Raw genomic sequence first — 2,814 nt, forward strand, 5'->3', positions numbered from 1 at the left:
AAAAACAAAGCTACTGCTTAACTAAATGAATATCAGCGTCGTCATACCTTTATTAAACGAGCAAGAGTCGCTTCCTGAATTGCACACTTGGATAACCAAAGTAATGCAAGCGCACAGCTACACCTACGAAATTCTGTTCATTGACGATGGCAGTACCGACAACTCGTGGAAAATTATTTCAGAGCTAGCGGCTGCCGATACGCACGTTCACGGTTTGCGATTTCTGACCAATTACGGCAAATCACAAGCTTTACACGCTGGTTTTGCAGCAGCACTTGGCGATGTTGTTATCACCATGGATGCCGATTTACAGGATAATCCAGAAGAAATTCCTGCGCTGTTCCAAATGATAACCGCCGACGGTTACGACTTAGTTTCCGGCTGGAAAAAGAAGCGTTTTGATGATGTAGTGACCAAAAACTTACCTTCAAAACTTTTCAATTGGGCAGCACGACGCACTTCGGGCTTAGATCTTAACGACTTCAATTGCGGTTTAAAAGCGTACAAAAATCAAGTGGTTAAGAATATTGAAGTTAGTGGCGAAATGCACCGATACATTCCTGTTTTAGCCAAAAATGCTGGTTTTAGAAAAATCGGTGAAAAGGTAGTTAAACATCAGGCGCGCAAATACGGTGAAACCAAATTTGGGATGGAACGTTTTATCAATGGTTTTCTCGACTTAATTACCATTTGGTTTTTGTCGCGTTTCGGAAAACGTCCGATGCATCTTTTCGGCGCCATGGGTTCGGTGATGTTCGTCATCGGATTTTTTGCAGCCGGTTTTATTGGAATCAACAAACTTATTCGCTTGTACAGCGATTTACCTACAATACGCGTCACCGATAATCCGTGGTTTTACATTGCTTTAACTACTATGATTATCGGAACACAACTTTTTTTAGCGGGCTTTTTGGGCGAAATTATTCTCCGTACAAAAAACAACGAACCGCGATACAAAATAGCAGAAGAAACCAACTAATTGCACTTTTATTATGGTTAGTACAGACATTTTAGCAAAGATTACTACTTGGAAGTCGGATATTTTCGACGCCGAAACACAGCAACAACTACGCGACCTTGAAGCGCAAGGTGAAAAAGAGCTCCTCGAAGCTTTTTACAAAGACTTGGAGTTCGGAACCGGCGGTATGCGCGGTATCATGGGCGTTGGTACCAACCGCATCAACAAGTACACTTTGGGAAAAAGCACCCAAGGTTTGTCTGATTATTTGCACAATAGTTTTCCTAATCAGCCCATTTCTGTAGCTATAGCATTCGACTGCCGACACAACAGCGACACGCTGGCGCAGGTTGTTGCTAACGTATTTTCGGCAAACGACATAAAAGTGTATTTGTTCGAATCGCTTCGACCTACCCCGGAATTGAGTTTTGCTGTGCGAAAATTACAATGTCAGGCAGGTATCGTGCTAACCGCATCGCACAATCCACCGGAATACAACGGATACAAAGTGTATTGGAACGACGGTGGTCAGTTGGTTCCGCCGCAAGATAAAGAGCTGATTGCAGTAATCGATGCCTTACAGTATCAAGATATTCGTTTTGAACCTAAGCCAGGACACATTACAAAAATTGGCGCAGAAATAGACCAAGAATTTATCAAAAGTACCATTCAAAACGCCACGATTTTACAGAAGGCAGGCGCTAGAGACGACTTGAAAATCGTTTTTACTTCGCTTCACGGAACTTCGATTACAGTAGTTCCAGAAACCTTAAAAAGAGCGGGGTATTCGCAGGTGCATATCGTTGAGGAGCAAAAAACACCCGACGGAAATTTTCCCACAGTTGTTTCCCCGAATCCAGAAGAACCTGAAGCTTTGACTTTAGCTTTGGCTTTGGCCGAAAAAGTAGGTGCCGATATTGTAATTGGTACCGATCCAGATTGCGACCGTTTGGGCGTGGCTGTTCGAAACAACGAGGGTAAAATGGAGTTGTTGAATGGAAACCAGTTAATGATTTTACTAACTGCACTTTTGTTGGAAAAATGGCAATCGGAAAAACGCCTTAACGGAAAACAATTTGTTGGAAGTACCATTGTTTCTACACCAATGATGCACGCTTTAGCAGAATCGTACGACGTGCGTTGCATGGTCGGATTAACTGGATTTAAGTGGATTGCAAAAATGATCAAAGATCACCCAGAACTCGAGTTTATAGGTGGCGGTGAAGAGAGTTTTGGTTACATGGTTGGCGATAACGTACGCGATAAAGACGCCGTAGCCTCAACGCTATTAGCATGCGAACTAGCTACTTATGCAAAAGCAAGCGGCAGTTCGGTGTATAACGAGCTACAAAACTTATACATAGATCTCGGATATTTCCATGAAACATTAATCAGCTTAACCAAAAAAGGCATCGATGGTTTAGCGGAAATTCAAGCGATGATGACTGGATTCCGGAACGATCCGCCGCGCTCTATCGCTGGGCAAGCTGTTGTTATGATTGAAGATTATCTGACATCAAAATGTATCGACCTCACCGTAAATCGGGAAGAAGAACTGGACTTGCCGAAATCAGACGTACTCATCTTCTATTTAGCCGACGGCTCCAAGATTGCTATGCGTCCGAGTGGTACAGAACCTAAAATTAAATTCTACGTAAGTGTTACCGCAGCGGTAGAAACTCATGAAGAATTACAAGCTGCAAAATTGGAATGTAAAGAGCACGTAGCAGCTATCGTGGCCGATTTAAACCTTAACTAATGAGCAATTTTAAAAGGCTATTGCCTTATGCGTTGCCGTACAAGCGGTTTGCTTTTCTGAACATCTTTTTCAATGTGCTGTACGCATTATTCAGCAC

2 protein-coding genes are annotated in these 2,814 nt (G+C 42.8%); both read left to right on the forward strand.

Annotated elements, in window-relative coordinates:
- Window positions 1–25: 25 nt before the first annotated feature.
- Complete coding sequence (locus ACOVQQ_RS00470) at window positions 26–979, forward strand: glycosyltransferase family 2 protein (RefSeq protein ID WP_421816473.1); 954 nt, start codon at window positions 26–28, stop codon at window positions 977–979.
- Window positions 980–989: 10 nt separating this feature from the next.
- On the forward strand, window positions 990–2,717 hold the full coding sequence (locus tag ACOVQQ_RS00475; RefSeq protein ID WP_421816474.1) for a phospho-sugar mutase: 1,728 nt from the start codon (window positions 990–992) through the stop codon (window positions 2,715–2,717).
- Window positions 2,718–2,814 lie beyond the last annotated feature (97 nt).

The organism is Flavobacterium sp. (genome assembly GCF_049240005.1).
Classification (GTDB): Bacteria; Bacteroidota; Bacteroidia; order Flavobacteriales; family Flavobacteriaceae; genus Flavobacterium.

Excerpts from the sequence above, each read along its gene's own strand:
- ACOVQQ_RS00470 (WP_421816473.1), top strand. The coding sequence starts at position 26 with ATGAATATCAGCGTCGTCATACCTTTATTAAACGAGCAAGAGTCGCTT.